The 20,458-nt window shown below is 42.0% G+C and carries 17 protein-coding genes and 1 tRNA gene; 13 read left to right on the top strand and 5 right to left on the bottom strand.

Features of this window, described 5'->3' with window-relative positions; genetic code table 11:
- Positions 1-251: 251 nt before the first annotated feature.
- Positions 252-1,019, top strand: coding sequence for a Cof-type HAD-IIB family hydrolase (locus tag LP667_RS00115; protein WP_021730351.1), 768 nt, complete (start codon positions 252-254; stop codon positions 1,017-1,019).
- Between the two features lie 251 nt (positions 1,020-1,270).
- Here the strand turns inward: LP667_RS00115 and pgmB are convergent, their stop codons facing one another.
- The 3 genes from pgmB to LP667_RS00130 all read right to left on the bottom strand — a co-directional run bounded on the left by pgmB (position 1,271) and on the right by LP667_RS00130 (position 5,677).
- The gene (gene pgmB, locus LP667_RS00120; RefSeq protein WP_021730352.1) at positions 1,271-1,957 is read right to left on the bottom strand and encodes a beta-phosphoglucomutase; all 687 of its coding nucleotides are present in this window, start codon (positions 1,955-1,957) and stop codon (positions 1,271-1,273) included.
- A 16-nt stretch (positions 1,958-1,973) separates the two neighbouring features.
- Positions 1,974-4,694, bottom strand: coding sequence for a glycoside hydrolase family 65 protein (locus LP667_RS00125; protein WP_021730353.1), 2,721 nt, complete (start codon positions 4,692-4,694; stop codon positions 1,974-1,976).
- A 539-nt stretch (positions 4,695-5,233) separates the two neighbouring features.
- On the bottom strand, positions 5,234-5,677 hold the full coding sequence (locus tag LP667_RS00130) for a pyridoxamine 5'-phosphate oxidase family protein (protein ID WP_033609247.1): 444 nt from the start codon (positions 5,675-5,677) through the stop codon (positions 5,234-5,236).
- 197 nt (positions 5,678-5,874) lie between these two features.
- Here LP667_RS00130 and LP667_RS00135 point away from each other — a divergent pair, with 197 nt between their 5' ends.
- Positions 5,875-6,075, top strand: a complete 201-nt coding sequence (locus LP667_RS00135; RefSeq protein ID WP_021730355.1) for a cold-shock protein — start codon at positions 5,875-5,877, stop codon at positions 6,073-6,075.
- A 90-nt stretch (positions 6,076-6,165) separates the two neighbouring features.
- Complete coding sequence (locus LP667_RS00140; protein WP_021730356.1) at positions 6,166-6,393, top strand: hypothetical protein; 228 nt, start codon at positions 6,166-6,168, stop codon at positions 6,391-6,393.
- Between the two features lie 302 nt (positions 6,394-6,695).
- Here LP667_RS00140 and LP667_RS00145 read toward each other — a convergent pair.
- Positions 6,696-6,768, bottom strand: a tRNA-Lys gene (locus tag LP667_RS00145).
- Positions 6,769-7,091: 323 nt separating this feature from the next.
- Here LP667_RS00145 and yycF point away from each other — a divergent pair.
- From yycF to LP667_RS00185, 8 genes are all read left to right on the top strand, one after another.
- Entirely contained in the window at positions 7,092-7,799 is a 708-nt protein-coding gene (gene yycF / locus LP667_RS00150) for a response regulator YycF (RefSeq protein ID WP_021730357.1), read from the top strand.
- Positions 7,800-7,812: 13 nt separating this feature from the next.
- Entirely contained in the window at positions 7,813-9,687 is a 1,875-nt protein-coding gene (gene walK / locus LP667_RS00155) for a cell wall metabolism sensor histidine kinase WalK (RefSeq protein ID WP_021730358.1), read from the top strand.
- The gene (locus tag LP667_RS00160; protein ID WP_021730359.1) at positions 9,668-10,993 is read left to right on the top strand and encodes a YycH family regulatory protein; all 1,326 of its coding nucleotides are present in this window, start codon (positions 9,668-9,670) and stop codon (positions 10,991-10,993) included. Before walK ends, LP667_RS00160 begins: the two co-directional genes overlap by 20 nt.
- 11 nt (positions 10,994-11,004) lie before the next feature.
- Positions 11,005-11,856 (top strand): two-component system regulatory protein YycI, encoded by an 852-nt coding sequence (locus LP667_RS00165; protein WP_021730360.1) that lies wholly within the window; start codon positions 11,005-11,007, stop codon positions 11,854-11,856.
- Between the two features lie 339 nt (positions 11,857-12,195).
- Entirely contained in the window at positions 12,196-13,011 is an 816-nt protein-coding gene (locus LP667_RS00170) for an MBL fold metallo-hydrolase (protein WP_021730362.1), read from the top strand.
- A 110-nt stretch (positions 13,012-13,121) separates the two neighbouring features.
- Positions 13,122-14,384, top strand: coding sequence for a S1C family serine protease (locus LP667_RS00175; protein WP_021730363.1), 1,263 nt, complete (start codon positions 13,122-13,124; stop codon positions 14,382-14,384).
- A 553-nt stretch (positions 14,385-14,937) separates the two neighbouring features.
- On the top strand, positions 14,938-15,417 hold the full coding sequence (rlmH, locus tag LP667_RS00180; protein ID WP_021730364.1) for a 23S rRNA (pseudouridine(1915)-N(3))-methyltransferase RlmH: 480 nt from the start codon (positions 14,938-14,940) through the stop codon (positions 15,415-15,417).
- 756 nt (positions 15,418-16,173) lie between these two features.
- On the top strand, positions 16,174-16,920 hold the full coding sequence (locus tag LP667_RS00185; protein WP_056988455.1) for a sulfite exporter TauE/SafE family protein: 747 nt from the start codon (positions 16,174-16,176) through the stop codon (positions 16,918-16,920).
- A gap of 381 nt (positions 16,921-17,301) precedes the next feature.
- Here LP667_RS00185 and LP667_RS00190 read toward each other — a convergent pair whose 3' ends face one another.
- Complete coding sequence (locus LP667_RS00190) at positions 17,302-18,126, bottom strand: oxidoreductase (RefSeq protein ID WP_021730366.1); 825 nt, start codon at positions 18,124-18,126, stop codon at positions 17,302-17,304.
- 168 nt (positions 18,127-18,294) lie between these two features.
- On the opposite strand from LP667_RS00190, the gene LP667_RS00195 reads away from it, so the two are divergent.
- Together LP667_RS00195 and LP667_RS00200 are read left to right on the top strand one after the other, a co-directional pair.
- A complete protein-coding gene (locus LP667_RS00195; protein WP_080235569.1) occupies positions 18,295-18,873 on the top strand; it encodes a TetR/AcrR family transcriptional regulator in 579 nt (192 codons plus the stop codon).
- A gap of 307 nt (positions 18,874-19,180) precedes the next feature.
- Positions 19,181-20,356, top strand: a complete 1,176-nt coding sequence (locus LP667_RS00200) for an IS256-like element IS1310 family transposase (protein WP_015063434.1) — start codon at positions 19,181-19,183, stop codon at positions 20,354-20,356.
- Positions 20,357-20,458 lie beyond the last annotated feature (102 nt).

A 20,458-nucleotide genomic window follows, 5' to 3' on the forward strand; every position in this document is an offset into this window, starting at 1 on the left:
GGGTACTTTTTAATAGCACCCCGCTATTGATACAGTATTAAGAGATACTCCGTCGATCCTTCTGAAGGCGCGAGTAACGGGTGGGCGACCTTCCTTGATGGGTTCGCCCACTTTTTGGTGCTCACAAGTGTGAGCAGAATTTCTGCGGTGAGTGAAAACGACGCCTATAATAGAAATGAACACTAAGTAGTGTGAGGAGCTGACGGGACGAAGCAGTCCCACGGTAAATTCTAATTATAGGGGGTAATTAGTTGTACCAAGCGGTTGTCTTTTTTGATTTAGATGGAACGTTGATGCAAAATGACAAGACAGTTGCGGCTAGTAGTATTGAAGCGATACAACGGTTAAAGGCGAACCACGTTTTGCCGGTGATTGCAACGGGGCGTAATGTGTTTGAAGTCCGCGATATTATGAAAGCGACCGGCATTGATTCAATCGTCAGTGCTAACGGAAGTTATGTTGCTTACCAGGGCCAGTTTTTGAGCGCTCATGAGCTTGATAAAGCTGTTTTAACGGATATTACGCACTTTGCTAATCGTCACCACCATGCACTGGCCTATTATAATAACGCCGGTTTTGTGTTGAGTCACCGTGATGCATTGACGACTAGTAATTATCAGGAGCTAAAACAACTAGCGAATGTTAAGCCACAATTTTATCAACATCAACACGTTAACTTTTTACTGACATTCGATCCGTTAGATGCAGTTCAATATCGGCGCCGTTATCGCGGCCACTTGCACTTTGTCCGTAATAATCCCCGGGCATTGGATACCATGCAGTGGGGCGTGACTAAGGCTGTTGGAATTCAGGATATTTTAACGAAGGCGCAGTTAACGACTGTTCCGACCTATGCTTTTGGTGATCAACTGAATGACATTGAAATGTTTCAGATGGTCAAGACGCCAATTGCTATGGGGAATGGGCATCCCCGAGTCAAACAACTCGCAGCTTACGTCACGGCTGATAATATGCATAACGGTATTGCGCAAGGCTTGAAGCACTATGACTTAATTTAGAACTAATTATTGGTACACATGGAGCTTGAAAGCCGAGTCACTGTTGCGTTGGGTGGCTCAACCAGACGTTGATACTTTGGTGATTGTCTAGATAATAAGAGTTCAGACCAAAACTAAATGTGCTCAGTTGCTTAAGATTCTTTCTTAAGCAACTGAGCACAATTTTTCTATCAATATTGTCGAAACGTGCGCCAAAAGGTTGTTTGCAAACAGTCTCTTTTTGTCTCACTCTCGCTAGCATAGTATGAGAATTAATTACTAGTAACACCGGTTAGTTGAGCTTTAATGTTGGCAAGTGTGAGCTGTGTCGTATCCGTAAAGTTGATGTCAGCGGCTGCGAGTATGGTTGGATCACCAATGCCGATCGATGTTTCACCCGCACCATTAATGGATTGAACGCCGGCGGCAGCATCTTCGACGCCAATACATGCGGCCGGTGCTAAGTCTAAAATTTCAGCACCCCGCAGAAAAATCTCAGGATCAGGCTTCCCGTGGGCTAAGGTAGCTGGATCAACCGTTTTTGTGAAGTAGTCATTAAGACTGAGCTTGCTGAGTACTAGTGGTGCGTTCTTGGAAGCAGAAGCGAGTGATAGTGCGTAGCCAGCTGCCCGTAGTTCGGCTAAGAAGGCTTTGATACCCGGTAAGATATTTGCTGGTGACATTTGATTAACTAACTTTAGATAGTTCGTATTTTTCTCCGCCGCCAAAGCTTGCTTTTGTGCGTCCGTAAAGTCATGCTCGCGGTGCCCGCGGGCAAGAATCAAATTGAGCGAGTCCATCCGACTAATCCCTTTGAGCGCATCGGCGAGTTGCTCATCCCAAGTGACACCGACTTTATCTGCAATTTGGTGCCAAGCTTGACTGTGAAAAATAGCGGTATCTGTAATAACGCCGTCAAGGTCAAAAATAAAGCCTTTGATTGTTGCAAATTTAACCATCGTAAGGACCTCCTAGTTAATCGTTATAAGTGATAGTACGAGGCTTTTTAGCCTGCAGTTGATATTGTTGATTGCCAATTTGAACAGTACTTGGTTGATCTGCCGTGACGGTCACCCGGTGATGGTCAATCACAAAGACATAGTGAACACCGCGAAAGAGTTGTTTGAATTTCAATGTTTGCCAATGATCCGGTAATTGGGGGTTCACTTGCAAATGGGTCCCTAGTGGACTAACGCCACCAAAGTTGCGGGTCACTAGATTGAGTGTGGCTCCCATGACGCCTAAATGAATACCTTCGGCGGTCGTGCCACCTTGAATATCATAGTAGTCTGATGCTAGCGCCTCTGAAAAGAGCTTCCAGGCATCATCATCATTGTCGTCTAGTTGGTTTAAAACTGCATAGACAATTCGTGATAGGGTCGAACCGTGAGTTGTCCGGGCCAAATAATATTGAATGTTGTGCGTCAAATACTCACTCGGAAGTTGATAACCCATTTTTTCAATAATGGCTTGGACGGTGGGAACATCAAAATTATAAAAAGCCATCAAAGCATCGGCTTGTTTGGCTACCTGATAGGCATCTGGCGTTTTATCTTCGGCCTTTAAGATGCGATCCATTCGGGAAATGTCGCCGTATTTCTGCCGGTAAGCTTGAAAATCGAGGGTCGGTAAGTTGAAGTAACCTTCAAACTGGGCAATAATTCCCCGGCGATTGATTTCAAGTGTCAGCTTATGACCAATAGTGGTCATTTTGTGACTAGTATCGGCATCAAAGTGGGCTGCTTGGGCCGCTTTCTGAAACACGGCTTGTGGCATTTGTGCTTTGAAGGTTGTAATAATGTCGAAGAGCCAAGCAACCATGATATTGGTGTATGCATTATTTTTCAAGCCAGCTTTAGTACTATTGGGATAATTTTCATGAAATTCATCTGGTCCCATAACGCCACTGATGTTGTAGCGACCTGTCTGTTGGTCATAGGTTGCCTTACTGATCCAGAAGGCAGCAATTGAAAGTAACATTTCCATTCCGTATTGATTGAGAAAATCACGGTCTTGCGTCACGTGGTAGTAGAACCAGACATTATAAGCAATGTCTAAAGAAACGTGCCGTTGCAGTCGACTATTATCGGGATCCCACGTTTTGGTTATTGGGTTTAGGTGCGTAAATTGGGCCTGTTCATCCCCTTTTGAAGCTGATTGCCACGGATACATGGCGCCGGCATAGCCTTCTGCTTGGGCGTTTTTTCTAGCTGCAGGTAGTCGCCGGTAACGATAAAGCAAAAGTTGCTTGGCTAACTCCGGACGGTGCATTGTGTAGAAGGGTAGAATAAACATTTCATCCCAAAAAACGTGGCCCCGGTAGGCTTCACCATGTAACCCGCGGGCCCCCACCGAGGCGTCCAATTGACCGCTTTCGAGAGCAGCTGCTGAAACAAAGCTATGATAGATATTGACACGGAGCAATCGTTGGCTCGTAATATCACCGCGAACTTTAATATCCGTGGTGCGCCAGGTATGTTCCCAGTAGTCCTTGCTGACACTAGCCGTGTTGTCGAAACTGGACTGGCTGAGCTCAGCTTGGACATGCGTTAATTGCGGATCATCGTGGGCATTGCTAGTCGCGATGACCACATCTTTATCAAATGTGTAAGTTTTACCAGCTTCAACAGCCAACGAAACGGTTTGCTGGACACCTTGTGGCTGTTGCGTACTATTGAAATTCTTGATTACTGGAACATCAGGACTAGTTAGTTTGGCACCAATCGTGTAATTGATCCGGGAAGATTTAGTTTGGCCAGAAAGGTAGACGGTATTGGCCGCTGTTTCGATCCCCATTGTGTTTAAATGGTGCTGATCGAAGACATTATATCGACTGACGTTCCCATTAATGACACTACCGTCGATCTCACTATAAATTTGTAAGCTACCCGTAAAGTTGAGTGGTGTGACTTGGTAACGAATACTGTAACGATGCCAATCACGCATATTAGCGACTTTTTGCGAACGAATTCTTAACTGGTGTCCAGAGGCTAACTGAATTAGCTTGGTAGTCGTCAACATGCCAGTTCGTAAATCAAGGCTGCGATAGACGTCTTGAAGATCGTGTTCATTAAGCTGAAATGGCGGTTGCTGATCAATACCGAATGTGATGAATTGAGCATTTGGCAAATTGACTAAATCTTCGTTAGTAACTTGGTGATTGTGAAGTGTGGTCGTCTCCTGATCAAAGACACCGGCAACGTAGGTTCCAGGGTAATTGTCTTTGTCGGCGTGGCTTTCTAGAAATGCGCCGCGCAATCCCAAGTAACCATTACCAATAGTCAGCATTGCCTCTTGACCGTTGTTGCGCACACCATGATATTGGCCATAATAATCAAGGTGCCACTTCAAATAAGCACTTTTCGCTTTAATCGCTGCGGTCAACCCGAGTTGGTCAACAGCTGCTTGGCTAACGACTGGGATGTTGAGTAGGTTAGTCAAAGCCAAACCCACGTCGATTCGGTCATAGTTGACCCCTACGATGGTGTCGGAAAACGGGTAAGACAATCCATTTTCAAGAATAGCAGCATCAAACTGGAGACCAGCTAGGCGGATCTTGATGTTTTCCAGGTTTTCACTAATTGCTTGGTTGGGATTATAGGCAATAAGGTAGTTGGCGGTTGCTGCTTGTCCTGATACCGGATGATAGGCAATCGCCATCGTGTCATTTTCAATTCGCAATCTAATAAGTTTCATTAGTTCACACTCCTTAGTTCGGTCATTAAAAATTGCAATAAAAGTGATAAATATCAAATATACTACTTACATATATAGCCTAGTCTCTTTTTGATAAGCTCGCAAATATTGTTGCCGGAGCCTGTTAACTATGGGATTAAACGGTAGGTTGCTTTTAAAAGTGAATGAACTAAAGGCAAATGCTTGCACTAGCTAACGATGATTAACGTTACTGTATGAAATGTTTTATGTAGAATGCTGTTTATCGATGCATGGTCGATGATAACGTTGTGACCATTTGATTGGCATGTAGGCAGACAAAGATTGGGACAAAACTAAAAGTGTTCAGTCTCTTAAGAAAAGACTTCTTCTCAAGCAACCAAACACAATTTTTCTGTCAATATTGTCGAAACGTGCGCCCAAAGGTGGCTTTGTTCCGCTTAACGTAAATTCGGTGACGATTCCAAGTCCAGGAATCATTGCCGAATTTACGTTAATGCTCGCAAGCAGACCACCTTTCGTCCCACGATCTTGCTGAAGATTTAATTATGATGGTGAGCCTAGGTTAGGTGGTCATTGGTCGGATGATCTACAAGCTCTAGGTGGTCGATTGTCATCATTTGGCGTATCTTGATAGAACTCGTTTGAAAACGGAGGATGACGGGGTCCTTATAGTTAAGTCGTTGCTGAAATTCGGTTAGTTCAGCACGCCAATCTTGATCAAAGACGTTATTACCGACCAATGTTAATGTGCCGCGTAGCATGATGGAAGCATAGTCGGATAATTGATAATAAAATAAACTGGCTTGACGCCAATTTTGGATATTCTGCGTTGTGGATGTCTGCCGACTAGTATAGAAATACAGCGTTTCAAGGCTACGTCTTACAGGTAAAGGACTTAATGCGACCATGGTTGGATAGCCATCCGCATCAACAGTTGCCAACGTGAAAACGGGGGCAGTCTGAATCATATTTAGGGCTGCCTGTCGTGTCGTATGCTGCATATTTAGCACTCCCTTTTCCTATCAGTATGCCGGAATGATAGTAGAAAGTCATGTGTTATGCATAGCGTTATTAGCGATTAAAATACGGGAATATGTTATACTTGGAGCACTTAGCAAGTGGGACGTTTTTAATCAATGACACGTTCCTAAGGTTAACGTTGTCGTTACTTCAGTCAGTTCTGAGAGGAATTATATTAATGAAAAATGGTACAGTAAAATGGTTTAATGCGGATAAGGGTTTTGGTTTTATTACGGGTGAAGACGGGACGGATGTCTTTGTTCATTTCTCAGCAATCCAGACTGATGGGTTCAAGACTTTAGACGAAGGTCAAAAAGTAACCTATGATGAAGAACAAGGTGATCGTGGGCCACAAGCTACGAATGTTAAACCTCAATAGTTGATTTTATGCCGAACCGTTGTTGCCGACTGGTTCGGTTTTTATTTAGGTGACGGTCCGTCAGACAAATAAGAAAGCCAAGTGGTCAGGATGGATTTTGTAGATGTTTACGGTATTAAGCATGAGAATTGTACATTAGTTGCCCCAGCACGTGAATATCAGCGGGTTGTTATTTTTATGGATGCGGTGGGTCGTCGATTTGTTGCCATGGGACCAGATCCGCAACCAACTAAGTATGGGAGTAGTAGTCAGCATTGGCATCAGGCACAGCCAAGTGCAGCCCCCGAAGGTTATTTTCATATTGACCAAGCTGATTGATCAATCTTGAATAGGGTGAGAGATGTCGCTAATTTCTCAGGATATTGTTTTGGGAGGATAGTCCGTCTTGTGACTTTATGAAGATTGACGACCAAGAGTGTGGGACAAGCAACCTATTGGCGCGCGCGTCGACAATATTGACAGAAAAATGGTGCTCATTTGCTTGAGAAGTCTTTTCTTAAGCAAATGAGCACCATTAGTTTTGGTCGCTTCGCCTTTAAGTGATTAAATTGAAAACATAAAAAAATCAGTTTTCACGGTGGATTATCACGGCGTGAAAACTGATTAGTGTGGTTATATGATGGGCAGTCAGGGGATCGAACCCTGGACCCACGGATTAAGAGTCCGTTGCTCTGCCAGCTGAGCTAACTGCCCATAACTCAACAAAAAATATAATATCATGAATTTTAGGTTCTGACAATACTATTTCGCAAGTTTTTTCAAAAAAAGTGTTCTTTTTTAGTGATTTGTTGATGAAAGCGATTGCTAAAACGGACAAATGATTTCCCGGGAAATACTACGGCCACGCGGATTAGCAATCAAAGAAAGCCAACTACATTTGTGATATACTAAAACCAGTGTTGAATTTAATATCAACCCACCTGACACGAGAAAATAACTGCTTTTCTCGTAATTTATCGCGTATCACCTTAAAATTGAAATGTAAACCTGTTTTCCCCTAAGGAGGAAGAATCGTTATGAAAAAAATCTTAGTAGTTGATGATGAAAAACCAATCTCCGATATTATGAAATTTAATTTGACCAAAGAAGGTTATGAAGTTCACGTGGCGGCTGATGGTGAGGAAGCCTTACAAAAAGTTGACGAAGTTCACCCTGATTTAATCTTATTAGATTTAATGCTACCGAAAATGGATGGCCTAGAAGTTGCGCGGCAGGTTCGGAAGAACTATGACATGCCGATTATCATGGTTACGGCCAAGGACTCTGAATTAGATAAAGTTTTGGGCTTGGAACTCGGTGCTGATGATTATGTCACGAAGCCGTTTTCTAACCGGGAACTTGTTGCACGAGTCAAAGCAAACTTGCGTCGTCAAGGGACTCCAAGTGCTCAACCAGCAGAAGTTGAAGAGAACTCTGATATTGAGATCGGCGATTTAGTAATTCATCCAGAAGCCTATATGGTCTCAAAACGTGGGGACAATATTGAATTAACGCACCGGGAATTTGAGCTATTACACTACTTGGCACAACACATTGGGCAGGTAATGACGCGGGAACATTTACTACAGACGGTCTGGGGCTACGACTACTTTGGTGATGTTCGGACCGTTGATGTCACGGTGCGCCGGTTACGTGAAAAAGTTGAAGATAATCCGAGTCATCCCAAGTGGTTGGTGACGCGGCGGGGCGTGGGATACTACCTCCGCAATCCTGAAAATGAGTAGAGGTTGCTAGACCGTGTTGAGATTTAAACGGAAAAATTTTTTTAAAACGATTAATTTTAAAATTGCACTAGTATTTGCGTTGTTATTATTGATTACGTTGGAAATTGTTGGGGCGATTTTTGTTAAGCAGTTGGAATCGAAGAACATCCAAGATTTTAAGCAAGCCGTTCAAATTCCAACTTATATTGATAATTCGTTGGCTGAGCAACTGACTGTAAGTAGTACCCGTAAAGCCAATGGCCAGATCAAAACGATTTTATCAAATTATAACAATACCAATATTGATGAAATCCGAGTAGTCGATAGTAAGGGAACCATTCGGGGGACTAGTGACGTTAATGATCAATCTGTGGTTGGTCAAAAGACAACGGACCGGAATGTGAAAAATGCGATTTATAATAATCGAACTTACACGAAGAGTACCTATGATACGCAAAATAATGGTCGTTATTATATCTCAATTGTGCCATTGTACAGTTCCAACTCAACTGGGAATAGCAGCCAGTTAGTTGGGGTACTGTACGTACGGGCGAATATGAAATCGGTATATAGTACCATCAACAATATTATGGGGATTTTTGTGATTGCGTCACTGGTTGCCATGGTCTTGGGCTTGGGAATTGCCATTATTATTGCCCGGGCAATAACGCGTCCGATTGAGGAAATGAAGCAACAAACACAGCGGATTGCACGCGGCGACTATGCCGGTCAAGTCCGGGTCTATAGTGATGATGAGTTGGGTCAACTGGCTAAAGCGATTAATAACTTGTCCATTCGCGTTGAAGAATCGCAAGAGTCGACGGAAGCAGAACGGCGGCGGTTAGATAGTGTGCTCTCACATATGAGTGACGGTGTGATTGCTACGGATCGGCGCGGCAATATTACGATTATTAATGAAACGGCGTCGGATTTTATGGATGTGACGGCGGAAAAAGCCATTGGTAATTCGATTCTGGATATTTTGAAGATCCGTGATGACTATTCATTACGTGACTTAATCGAGAATCAGGATGAATTGATGCTCGATTTCTCATCTAATGAACGTGACTTGATCTTAAATGCTTACTTTTCACTTATTCAACGTGAATCTGGATTTATTAGTGGCTTAGTCTGTGTGTTACATGATGTTACGGAACAACAGAAGATTGATAATGACCGTAAGCAATTCGTTTCTAATGTGTCGCACGAATTACGGACACCGTTAACGAGTTTGCGGAGTTACATTGAAGCATTGAGCGATGGTGCTTGGAAAGATCCAGAAGTGGCACCAGGCTTTTTAAAGGTCACTCAGGAAGAAACTGACCGGATGATTCGGATGATTAATGAGCTGTTAAGCTTATCTCGGATGGATTCAGGGACGACCCGCGTTGATATGGAACTAGTGAATATTAACGAAATGTTTAATTATGTGTTGGATCGGTTCGACATGATCCTGAAAAAAGATGATAACCCGGCTAAGTACTATACGATTAAGCGTGAGTTTACTAAGCGCGACTTATGGGTTGAAATTGACACTGACAAGTTTACGCAAGTGCTCGATAATATTATGAATAATGCGATTAAGTACTCCCCAGATGGTGGGGTGGTCACTTGTCGACTATTAGAAACGCATAATCAGGTTATTATCAGTATTAGTGACCAAGGCTTAGGAATTCCACGAGCTGATTTAGCGCATGTTTTTGACCGCTTTTTCCGGGTCGATAAGGCGCGTTCACGGGCCCAAGGCGGTACCGGACTTGGTCTGGCGATTTCAAAAGAAGTTGTCCAGATGCTAGGCGGTCGAATTTGGGTTGATAGTGTTGAAGGTAAGGGGTCCACGTTCTATATTTCCTTGCCATATGAACCTTATGAGGAGGAGGACCTTTGGGATGACGACTCACAAGCTTAGACGCTTTATCTTACCCATATTGTTGACCATACTGATTTTATTGAGCGTGGTACTGTCGATGTATATTTGGTTAAACCCATCGCGGTATGAACATGAAAGTAAGGTTAGTACCACGTCATCAAATTCCTCGTTAACGACCCGGACGATTGATGACATTTATTTGCCGACTCAGTTGATTTATACGAATAGTCAGGGCAATCAGTCCCTGTTGATCAATAAGAATGTTAGTTTAGTCAGTCAATTTAGTGAACAGTTGCGTAAGTGGGATGCCCGTAGTATCTCTAAGGTGCGAATTACGTCGGCTAAGAGTTATCAGGCGCTGTTGAATGGGGAAGATAGTTATGTTTTAAACTTTCCTGATAGTATTACAGTCAGCCTGTTTAACACCATTTTTAAGCAACAGCTCAATAGTTTTCGTTCTTCCGAGTTTAGTCGCATTGTGATTCCAGTCAATGATACTAATCACATGTACTTTTTAAATGATAACCACCATGAGATTTATAGTGTCAGGTTAAAGAAAAAGTCACTAACTTCACTAAAACGCGTTTTAGCAGCAGATAAAGTTAAACAAATTGCTGTTAAGATGACCTATGAAGATAATACGACTTATATTGATTATCCTAAGCAGGTGACCATGCAACACTATAGCTACCTCATGAGTAAGGCGGCGGCTAGTGAAATTGCCAATCGATTGTTAGATGCGGATGGGAACTCAACGGTATCGGTGCATAATCGGAGTGGGAAGCAAGAGTATACGACTGGGAGTTATAAACGGATGACGGTCGACTCTAAGCTGGGAACAGTCTATTTCGAAGATTATAGTGATTCAGGCACGACGCGAAATCTATCGCTAACGAGTCAGTTAAAGAAGAGTTTTAATCAACTGACGAGTCTCGGCGTACCCATGGATAATATTCGGTACTACGGGTTTGATGCAACTAGTAACAGTGTGATTTATCGAAGCTACGTTGAAGGATTTCCTATCTTTAATCAAACAGAAAACGGTGATGTGCGTATCCAGTTAACTTCGAATGGGTTAGACCGCTACTACTTCTCGTTATACAGCTTACAAGTACCAGTCCCAACCACTGGCCAAAAACAGGCGGTGACCTTACCAAGTTCGACGAGCGTGCTAAAACGTTTGAAGGCGGCTGGTTATAAGGATGATAAGATTGGTAGTATCGAACTGGGCTACGAATGGTCGCAGAATAAGTCGTCCAAACTCGTGATTGACCTGACGCCAACGTATTATGTCTACTATAACGGAACTTGGCGGACGTATACGTCGATGTTAAGTGGATCTTAGGAGGTGGCCGCATGAATTTTCGGAGAATTGAGTGGATTTTCTTACTAGCATTTGTTGTTTTGGATATCTTCTTAGGCTTTATGTTCGTCCAGACGAGTTCTAAATCAACGAAAACGACCGGTGACACGGCAACGACGGTAATTCGTGAAATGCGGGCCGATAATATTAGTTTTAAGAATCCAGATACTCATGAAGGTACGGGCTACTACATTGCTGGGAGCAATGAAAGTGGTTTGAAACAACAATTAAGTCAGTTAACTGAACAGTCAGCGCGGGTTCAAAGTAGTGGTAAGTTAGTCAGTACGTTGCGAGCGACGACAACGATTGATACCCAGAGTCCGAAAGCGGATCTAACGACATTTATGAGTCAGCGAACTAACGTGATTCATGGTACCGAGTACGTATATGATGCCGATTTGTCGACAAGCGGGGACTATGTCTTTGTTCAAAAAGTTGCGGATGGCGAAATTCTTACCGGTGCCGGACAAGTGCACTTATTTGTCAATAAGGATAAGCAGTTAACGAGTTATACGCAAACATACGTTGCTAATGTTAAAACGTTACGTGAAAAAGCGGTAACTATCAGTGAAAAAAAAGCATTGGTGGCCTTGTATCAATACAATCAAGTATCGAGTAGCTCGCGGGTCGTGTGGGCCAAACTTGGCTATTCACGGTTATTGAAGCTGAAAGATAGTAGTGTTTATGTGCCAACTTGGATTTTTGCCGTTCGTGGCAAGAATAGTTCTAACATTAGTTTGCACCGTATTAATGCCTTTACGAGTGCATCAATGAAGAATAGTAATGCAACCACAACGGGTAGTTTAGATACGACGGTCGGCATGGTATGGAATACGTTCGATTAGTCGGTTATTAACGCTAATGGTTGTGTGGTAGTGTGTGGGCTCCATCAGGACTTGTGATGGGGCCCACTTTTTAGTATCTTGCGTTGGATCGGCTGATGATTAATTGTGCGATGGCCTGTCAGTCAGGTTGGCGCTAGGGCTTTAATTTTGTGCTGACTAAAAAATCTAGCCAACACTTGTTGTACGCGATGGCGTTTTAACACGGCTGGTCCTCGACGATCATTAGTCGTTGAAGCGAGGGGATACTTCATGTTGTGGGTTGCTTACTTTTCAACCCTGCTAAAAGCGTGTATCATGTAAAGATAGTAATGGATTTCAGAGATGGGAAGAGCCTAAATAATGGTATTAAAATTAGCAACGGATGATATGAAAGTAAGCATACTGGCATCGGGAAGTACGGGTAATGTCACGTATATTGAAACGCCAGAGCACAAGGTATTGGTCGATGCAGGGCTAAGTGGTAAAAAAATTGCTAACCTGATGACATCGATTGGCCGTGACATTAATGAAGTCGATAGTTTGTTTATTAGTCATGAACATACTGATCATTGTCATTCTGCGGGAATTCTGGCGCGGAAATATGGCTTAGATGTTTATGCTAATCAGGGAACCTGGGATGCGATGGCCCATAAAATTGGAAATGTGCCGGCCGAGCTGTGCCACGTTTTTGATCCAGATACGACCTTGGGCTTAGGCGATCTTGATGTGGAATCGTTTAGTGTATCGCACGATGCGGCGGAACCGCAGTTTTATGAACTACATCATGCGGGCAAGTCGTTCGTGATTATCACAGATACGGGCTACGTTTCGGAGCACGTTGAAGGGGTGATTCGCGATGCTGATGGCTACTTATTTGAATGTAATCATGACTTAGAGATGTTGCGGATGGGCCGTTATCCATGGCCACTTAAGCAGCGGATCATTGGTGATGAAGGCCACCTGTCCAATGAGGATGGCGCCAACGCGTTGATGGATGTTATCGGCCGCCATACTAAGCGGATTTATCTGGGGCATCGTAGCCAGGATAATAATCTGAAGTCCTTGGCACACTTGACGGTGGCATCTATGATGACTGAACATGATTTTGGTGTGGAACATGATTTTCAACTATATGATACGGAGCCTGAACAAGCGACTAAGTTAATCACGCTATAGGCTAGCTTTAATGTTTCGCAATGCTTCAGTCATAAAAAAATCACACTTTTTCGCTAAAATAAACTTAAAATCAGCATTAGTAGGGAGGGATCGCGTTTCGACGCGCAATTATGGCTAATAAATCATTAATCAAGGTTGCAGTAACCGCACTGGTAGCCGGACTAATCGGTGGTGGTGTCGCTTACGGTGGAATTAACTATTTTCAGGATAATAACATCGCTACGTCATCGACCAGTGTGCCAACCGGTTCTAATAAGTCGGGGTCAACGTCAACGACGAACGTTAAGGTCAATGTCAGTTCACAGGCGACCAAGGTATTTGAAAATAACAAGGCGGCCGTGGTGTCTGTCATTAATCTCCAAAAGAAGAGCTCTTCAAGTAGTTGGAGCGGTATTTTGGGCGGCGATGATTCGTCTGGCAGCGATAGTTCTTCGAGTTCGGATTCGAGTTCAAGCAAGTTAGAAGAATATAGTGAAGGTTCTGGGCTCATCTATAAGAAGAGTGGCGACGCAGCTTATATTGTGACCAATAATCACGTGGTTAGCGGCTCAAACGCGATTCGAGTGATTATGAGTGACGGAACAAAATTATCAGCTAAAATCGTCGGAACCGATTCTGTTACCGACCTAGCCGTTCTGAAGATTAATTCTTCTAAGGTAACGAAGACAGCTAGCTTTGGGAATTCAGATAGTATCAAAGTTGGTGAAACGGCCTTAGCGATTGGGTCACCGATGGGATCTAATTACGCAACGACTTTGACGCAAGGGATTATATCGGCGAAGAAGCGGACGGTTGCAACGACTAATACGTCGGGGCAAACGACGGGTTACGCGACAGTTATCCAAACAGATGCCGCAATTAACTCTGGGAACTCTGGTGGGCCACTATTTAACATTGCTGGCCAAGTGATTGGGATCAATTCCATGAAGTTAGCATCAGATAACTCTGGGACGAGTGTTGAAGGGATGGGCTTTGCAATTCCAAGTAATGAAGTTGTGAAGATCATCAATGAACTGGTTCAAAAGGGTGAGGTGGTCCGGCCAGCCTTAGGGGTGGCAACTTATGACCTAGCCAATATTTCCGCTAGTGATCAGAAGTCCGTGCTGAAGTTACCAACGAGTGTTACGAAGGGTGTCGTCATCATGAAGACGTACTCAGGGTCACCAGCCAAGGCTGCTGGATTGACGAAGTACGATGTCATTACGGAACTGGGTGGCAAGAAAGTAACTAGCCTGGCAACGTTGCGGAGTGCCTTATACGCCCATTCAGTTAATGATACGGTCACCGTTAAGTATTATCATGATGGCAAGCTGAAGACGGCCAACATGAAGTTAACCGAAACTACCAAAACGTTAACTAAGCAAAGCAACTAATAAATGAGAATTTCATAAGCGTCCCTGACTGGATAAAGCAGTCGGGGGCGTTTTTTAGGTTGAGGGTCGAAATCATGAAAAAACGAAGAATCGATTTTCAATAATCGGCGAAATTTGCGAAAATTGACGGTAGTTGTGACAAAAACCGAACAAACTAGATAAAATAACGAAAAGCATTTATTGTGAGATTTGGAGGTGTGTAAAAATGTGGATAACTTTGGTGATAAATTTTAGGCGGATCAGTCGAAATTTATGAACAGCCGGAACCACGGGGCTGAAGATTGTTTAAAAGTTATCCACAGGCACTGGACGAGCCTGTGGATTTAATTTTAAAAAGTTATTTTAATAGGCTTCGGTTCTTGATATAATAGGATTTGTAACCGGAATCCACGAACAAGTGTTGCTGTGTAAAACTGTGGATAAGTCGGAAAGGGCTTGACAAAATAAGGCTAAATAAATATTGTGGCGAACTGGTGTTCAACACAATATATTGATTATTGAGTTATGCACCTGTGGATAACTATGTTAATAACTTGTGTAAAGGCGGTCAATTATGAACATCAAAATTATCTGTGTCGGGAAGTTAAAAGAGAAATACTTCAAACAAGGGATTGCGGAATATGCGAAAAGAATGAGTAAATTCGCAAAATTTCAGATTATCGAGGTGCCGGATGAAAAGGCACCAGAGTCATTAAGTAACGCAGAGATGGAAAATGTGAAACAAAAAGAGGGCCAACGGATCCTGGAAAAAATTAAGGATCGCGATTACGTGTACGCACTAGCAATTTTGGGTAAGGAACGCTCGAGTGAAGAATTTGCCGCGGAAATTGATAAGTTAACGACGTATGGTCATAGCGATATTGATTTCGTGATTGGTGGTTCGCTGGGGTTATCACCGGAAGTGCTGAAGCGCGCGGATACTCAGATTTCGTTTGGGCGTTTTACGTTACCCCACCAGTTGATGCGGCTGGTGCTGTCGGAGCAGGTTTATCGGGCGTTTATGATTAATGTGGGAAGTCCGTATCATAAGTGATGCGGTTTTTTAAAAGTAGAATCCGCCTGGGCGAATACTACAAGAGTGCAGTTCATAAATAAATTACGGTTATTAAAAAATAAAGGAAATATTGGCCATTTTAATGGTCAATGTTTCCTTTTACTTGGTACATATTGATTGTTACTGTGGTGACATTCGGCTAAAGCCCATCTTATCTGTACTTTGAATCTGAACGTCGTGCCCCGCTATTAGACCTGTAAATTGGTGTTAAAATCAGTGCTGGTCGCGGTCAGGATATCATTACAACGTCAACGTTAGCTAGTATGTAAGCGGCCCATTTGACTCCGGCATTAAGCCAGTTAGTTTCCCAACAGTTTGGACCGGTAACTGGGTAAGTGTATTTCAGGATTATAGTTAAAAATCGTTGATGTTTGACGAGTATTGCCGATTTTTTTGCAGTGGTTTGATGGCGGTTGGTCATAAGGAGCAGATGAACGTTCTACGTGAAACATTAGAAAAAGATAAATGCTCGTATTTTTTGTTTAGATGTTGGTAAAGCTTGATATATTGGTGATAGGGCTTACCTATGATCCGGCTGTGGTGCTTGCGCTTGGTTGTCTTATGTTCATTGATTATAGGATGATCCTAGTCATACTTTCTTTTTGTAGAAATTGAAAATAATCAATCTAAATTTGACTTGATAAGTATATGTATATACAATGAATACAATTGAAAACTAATCGGTATGTGCAGGCGTATCCGAAACAAAATTGTGCCGTTGAGAAGGGATTTATTATGCTTTCAACGGTTTATTTATTGTTTATGAGTTTACTTGCGGGTATTCTAACAGGAATTATTGGTATGGCCTCATTAACACTTTATCCAGTTCTATTATCCATTGGAATTGCACCGATTTCTGCTAATGCGACCATTACAGTGGCAACTGTAGGTGCTGGTGTAGGAACAGTAACTTCTTCACTGAAAGAGTTAAAGAACCATTGGAAAATGGCTTTTATTGTGGCCTGTTTAAGTACAGTCGGTAGTATTATTGGAGCTTTTATTTTAATTCATAGTTCTAATTCAGGGTTTAAACGAGTGGTACCTTTTTTTATTCTGTTAGCTGGAGCTATGCTACTTTGGCCAAGCGAAAATTCTAGTCATCATAACGAGTTAAGTCTGTGGCGGAATGTCGTTGGTTGGCTTAGCGTTGTATTAATTGGATTATATAACGGTTATTTTGGGGCTGCTTCGGGACTACTAATGATTGCGGTATTGTCTAAAGTAATTGGTGGTGAATATGCAACCTATAATGCAATTCGTAACTTTGAATCCTTTATTAATAATATTGTGTCAGCCATCATGTTAATTATTATGCTGAAGATTCAGTGGAAAGTTATTATTCCGCTAGTTTTAGGACTTTTAATAGGTGGCTATATTGGGCCAATCATTGTTCGGTTTATCCCATCAAAAATCATAAAAAAAACTGTCGGTATTGTTGCATTAATTTTAGCTAGTATTCTAATGTATCAAGCGTATTTTTAAGGAAAATTGGCTCAAAGGATAAGTAATATTCAACGAAAAAACGTGAAACTTTTTTAAGAAAGTTCCACGTTTTTGTGTCTGATAATAAAGTTATGATTAGTTAAAGAAAAATCTATTTACAAAATGAATACTGTAATTTGGTTAGCTGTCAACATTGAACGGGGAAATGGGTTGGTGCTTCACGAAAAACATTTGAAAGAAGATTGATATATCAGTAATAGTACCTATATATGATACGGATCTCCGTATCACAAGTGAAGCACTGTTAACAGCTAAATAGATGACTAAATAATGGGAATACCTTAATTAGGTACTCCCATTATTTAGTAAGGGTATATATCTTGATATAAAAGTGGTTAAACGGAGTAATGCCCCTTAATTTTAATTTGTGAGTATTCGTTGTGAAATTCCAATTATTTGATCCATTATGTGATAGGAGAATTTACGGGCAGCAATTACCATTAGTTTATCAATGAATTTAACTTGATAACGTGACTTTGGCTTTTTAATAGTGGTGACTTTTAACATTAATTGTCCCAGCTCATCGGCAGTTGACATGCCTTTAATGGTAGTTTTTACCACACGTTCTGCCATTGAGCGGTAAGGGGAAGATTTTGGCGTCGCTCTTAGTAAGTGTTCATTGGTGATTTGTTGCCAATTCGTGTCAGTGCCACCGGGCTCAATAATAATAACATCAATTCCAAAAGATTTTACCTCCAATCGTAATGAATCACTTAAGGCTTCTAACGCATGTTTTGAAGCGTAGTACCAACCGCCAAGTGGGGAGTATAATTGACCGCCTGTTGATGAGTTATTAATGATTTTACCGTAATGTTGTTTGCGCATGGTAGGTAAAACAAGCTGAATTAAATTAAAGGCACCGAATACATTAACTTCAAATTGGCGTTTAGCCTCAGTAGAAGTTACATCTTCTAGCGCACCGAACGATCCGTAACCAGCATTGTTGATCAAGACGTCGATGCGGCCGGTATCGGCTAGAACCCGATCCACAAAAGCTTGGTTAGATTCAGCATTAGTAACATCCAAATGAAGTGTGTGAATTCCCAGTCTTGTTAAATGAGACATTTTTTCAACACGACGTGCACCGGCATAAACTTCATAACCTGCTTGTGAAAAGTGACGTGCGGCAGCTTCACCCATGCCAGCAGAGGCACCGGTAATTAATGCAACGGGTTTAGTAATCATAAATGGAAATCTCCTTTAGAGAATATATATTCTTTTTGAGTTTAAAAAGTAGTCACTCATTATTAATCGATAAAACAATCATAAAAGAATATTCATTCTTTGTCAATAGAAAACAAACCGAATATTTATGGTTTGACACAGAATTAAAATTCTTTTATAGTGCTTATTATGAAAGAAAAAAACGAGCAAAGATGGCAAGATATTCTGGATGCTACGGTTCAAATGATCAATGCAGAGGGATTAGGCGGCATTACCATGACTAAAGTTGCCAAAAAAGCGGCAATTTCACAATCTAATATATATATTTATTTTGAGAATAAGGAGGATTTAGTTAAACAAGCGTTTTTAAGTCGGAAACAAAAAATGTCAGATTACTTGTTTGCACACTTTAATGCTCAAGCTAGTGCTCTTGATAATTTGGCTCTGTTTGCACGTGCGCTCTATCAATTTGCGGCTGATAACCCAGAGGATGCAGATTTGATTCAGCAATTTCAAGCGGCACCAATTATGGCGACATTGGATTTGTCCCAAGATGAAGCTGGCATGCGATTTGATGATATTGTAGCGGCATTGGATAAGGGAATTGAAAGTGGGGAAATACGTTCGATTGATCCAAGGGTCATCTTAGCGATGGGCACCAACACATTGTTGAGTTATGAACGCATGGTCCGGTTACATCAAGTTGATCCGGTAACGACACCGTTAAGTGTGGTTATTGAAATGATTCTTACGGGCTGTGCTAATTAGTAGATTTACGTAATAAAAGATATTTTATATAAGCGATGAGTGATCGTACAGTGTATATATTTAGCTTGCTTATCTATAAAAATTTTTGCTGGGATGATAATGCTTGTCGAACGATGTAAAATATTAATATAAGTATAGATGCCAATTAGGAGTTACCATGGATCTTTATAAAATAAATAAAAGTCAAAATGAGAGCGTAAAATATCTTGTGTAAACGCATAAAAGATTTCTAAATTGTATAGAAATAGGGAATGCCTTCCCTTATGATATTTAGTAACCACAGAAAACATCACAGGAGGCATTCCCCATGAATGAACTTACCACAGAAATTATCGCTGCACTAGCCCAAAAACAAGATTTGGACGAAGTTTTTCGTCACCACCTTGAAATCGCCATCAACCAGCTGCTTCAAACTGAATTGGCAGAGTTTTTGGGTTACGAACGCTACTCATACGCTGGGATTAACACTGGTAATAACCGCAACGGCAGTTATGAGCGCTCGTTTGATACGAAGTACGGCCAACTTAACTTAACCATTCCTCGAGATCGCAATGGCCGGTTTGAAAATCATACCTTGCCAGCCTACGGTCGGCACAGTGATAATTTAGAAACAACGGTTATTCAGTTGTATACCAAGGGAATTACCACTGCTGAAATTGCCGAACTCATTGAGAAAATGTACGGTGCTCACTACTCCAAAGCCACGGTTTCCAACATGACTAAAGCCGTCAATGAACAGGTTCAAGCTTTCCAGCAACGTCGACTGGCTTCACAATATGCGGCTATCTTCTTAGATGCCACTTACTTGCCGTTAAAGCGGGATACCGTTCAAAAAGAAGCGGTTCATATTGCGATTGGCATTCGTCCAGATGGTACGAAAGAAGTGCTGAACTACCAAGTGGCACCGACGGAATCAACTGGGATCTGGACTGAATTACTGGGAACCCTGATTAAGCAAGGTGTCAAAGATGTGCTGTTGTTTGTGGCCGATGGGTTAGTTGGTTTGGATGAAGGCTTAAATCGGCATTTTCCCAAAGCTAAACGACAACGTTGCCTGGTTCATGTTGGGCGTAATTTGATAAACAAAGTTCGGGTGAAAGACCGTAAGGCCGTGATCAATGACTTTAAACAAGTTCATTGGGCTGCCAATCGTGAAGCAGCCGAACTGAAACTGAATGAGTTCGCCAACAACTGGCATCGTACCTATCCCAAGTTAATCAAAGATCTGCTTAAAATGCCGAATCTGCTCACTTTCATGGACTTTCCACCAGCCATTCGGCAATCACTCTACTCCACTAACTTGATTGAGAACTTTAACAAGCATCTCAAGCGCACCACCCACCGCAAAGAACAATTTCCAACGGAAGATTCACTGGATCGATTCCTGGTTTCTCAGTTTAATGCTTATAACGAGAAGTCTCTGAAGCGGATCCACCGAGGCTTTAAAGGACTCCAGGACACCTTGGAAGCATCATTTATTTGAGTTAGTTACATATTATATGTACGAAGGCATTTCATTTACACAAGATTCTTGACGCTACCGTCAAAATAGTCTAAGTAAAGTAAGTGTTTCAAGTTTTAATAT

Origin of the sequence: Lactiplantibacillus paraplantarum (genome assembly GCF_003641145.1) — a bacterium.
Taxonomy (GTDB): Bacteria; Bacillota; Bacilli; order Lactobacillales; family Lactobacillaceae; genus Lactiplantibacillus; species Lactiplantibacillus paraplantarum.